Source organism: Bacillus sp. GMs2/2 (assembly GCF_050172095.1).
GTDB lineage: Bacteria > Bacillota > Bacilli > Bacillales > Bacillaceae_G > Bacillus_A > Bacillus_A cereus.
In genome coordinates this window covers 1-2185 of record NZ_JBNLYE010000532.1, presented here as the reverse complement: position 1 = coordinate 2185, position 2185 = coordinate 1, and the positions used below count along the sequence as shown (strand labels likewise).

The following is a 2185-nucleotide window of genomic DNA, read 5'->3' as shown; positions in this document are numbered from 1 at the left end:
TAAAAAAGCTATATTAGATCTTGTCTTTTATCTCGTAATCCCATTCCTCATTTGGAAATTTGCAAAACCTTATATCGATCCTTATTACGCGATGTTACTTTCCTCTGTTCCGGGGATTATTTATACACTGTATACCTTTAAAAAAGAAAAACAGTTTAACGTGACAGGGTTCTTTATTTTAATTACACTCATTTCTAATACCACGGTAGATTTATTATCTGGGTCAGCTGAACGAATGTTGTGGAATGATGCATATTATCACATCGTACTCGGTATTATCGTCATATGTACAATTTTTATAAAGAAACCACTTATGTTATATTTCGCTGCGGATATTGCCGCACTGCAAGGCCATGACCGTGATAAAAGTCGTGAACTGTATCGTGATAGTCGTATTTATCCAGCACTACAATATTTAACGCTATTTTTCGGTCTACAATTCATATTAAAAAGCTTCTTAAAAATTTATTTCATCTCTGTTTTCGGTGTAGATGGCTATGGTGAAATGAGAGCGATTATGACCGCTGTTGGATGGGGCATTTCCATTTGTATCGGAATTGGATTTGTTTGGGTAAATAATAAAATACATGCCGTTACGGAAGAACAAGAATCCGTGCAGTAAATACAAATCCCCTAGTGTAATACGACACTAGGGGATTTTTGGTTTGCTAAACATATGACTAAAATTTAACTTGATTTTTTTCTTTTACTTTTTACATTTCGGTAAAACAAAGCAGCACTCAGCGGCATAACACCAAACCACTTATTCATAAATGGCTCTTTTTCAGCACGGCGTTGTTCTTTCTTTTGTTTTCGATCTTCTTTTGGAGCATCCATATACGACACAAACTGCTGCGTCACAAAGCGAACATAATCATTAGTAGACATATTATCATCACCTCTACTTGATTAGTATGTCCACTTTTTTATACATTAATCTTTTCCTTTAATTCATTCATAATTTGCTTTACAGACTTATTTGTCGTATCGATATGAATATGAGCCTCTTCATAATAAGCTCGGCGTGATTCAAATTTCTTTACGAATGCATCTATATCTTTCTTTTGAAATAGTGGACGTGTCGTATCTTCACGAAGCCTTTCTGCAATTACATGCGGATCACAATATAAATACACGACAGTTCCGTTCTCTTTCATCCACTTGCGATTTTCCGCTCGTTCAATAATTCCCCCACCAGTTGTAATAATAACATTATGGACTGGTAGCGCACGTAACATTTCGCTTTCATATTCCCGAAAAGCCATTTCGCCTTCTTCGGCAAAAATATCACGAATTGCCTTCTCTTGCTTCTCTTCGATTTTTTGATCAGTATCTACAACATCCATTTGAAGTTCTTTACTTAACGCTTTTCCAATTGTTGTTTTCCCTGCTCCCATGTAGCCGGTTATGTATATAGATTTCATTTCTTGTCCTCTCAATCGTCATTTATTAATTGTTATTATAACGAAAGATGCTACTTTGTTTAATAAAAAAACGTTTTGTTCTTATACTATGAAGAACAAAACGTAACACTCGCTTTTACTTATAAGTGCCTCTTCTCACCCACTGCGTTGCAATCCATTTCTCGCCTTTCGTTACAGGTGCCCCTTCGTGTAACGTAAGCTCGTTTAATGATTGATCTTGATAAAAATACTCAAAGTATACTGCCATTCCCTTTCTAGGGTGTACAGAAAGATTTAATTTTGGGAAGTACGTTTCTCCGCCTTCTTCTACATCATTTAAATACATTACAAGCGTACTAATACGATTGTTAGCAGCTGATCTACTATGTTCCGCAAAATAATCATAGTGTGCTTTATATTGTTGATCCACTTCATAATTTAAAATGTGCAATCCTTCTCCGTGCGCCACCGGAACATTCATGATAGATGAAATTCGTTTTTCAATCTTTGAAGTAAGTTCATTGTCTTCCAAAAATGCACCGCTACTTGTTCGAATATCATTTACATCACGTGATGAACCAATTTTAGAACGCTCCATTTTATTTTTAGACATTTCAATCAATTCATCACACTCTTCATCACTTAGTACATTTGCTAATACGACAATAAGAGGTTCTTCGAATTTTGAAATAATGTGTATTTCTCTATCTTCTGTCATAATCGTATTTCCTTTATGATCAAAAATAGTTTGTTCCTTATTTTCACCTATTTGATTGTTGTTT

Annotated in this window: 4 protein-coding genes; 1 reads left to right on the top strand and 3 read right to left on the bottom strand. The window is 34.9% G+C overall.

The window, feature by feature from the left end:
* Positions 1–622 (top strand): VC0807 family protein (locus ACQGS6_RS27035; RefSeq protein WP_426965915.1); only part of this gene is annotated, 622 nt, incomplete at its 5' end.
* A gap of 65 nt (positions 623–687) precedes the next feature.
* On the opposite strand, the gene ACQGS6_RS27030 is transcribed toward ACQGS6_RS27035, so the two are convergent.
* From ACQGS6_RS27030 to ACQGS6_RS27020, 3 genes are all read right to left on the bottom strand, one after another.
* A complete protein-coding gene (locus ACQGS6_RS27030; protein ID WP_000106083.1) occupies positions 688–888 on the bottom strand; it encodes a YqzE family protein in 201 nt (66 codons plus the stop codon).
* Positions 889–926: 38 nt separating this feature from the next.
* Positions 927–1424, bottom strand: coding sequence for a shikimate kinase AroK (gene aroK, locus ACQGS6_RS27025; protein ID WP_074626601.1), 498 nt, complete (start codon positions 1422–1424; stop codon positions 927–929).
* Positions 1425–1539: 115 nt separating this feature from the next.
* Positions 1540–2185: 2OG-Fe(II) oxygenase (locus tag ACQGS6_RS27020; protein ID WP_426965914.1), on the bottom strand; the 646-nt coding region annotated here is incomplete at its 5' end.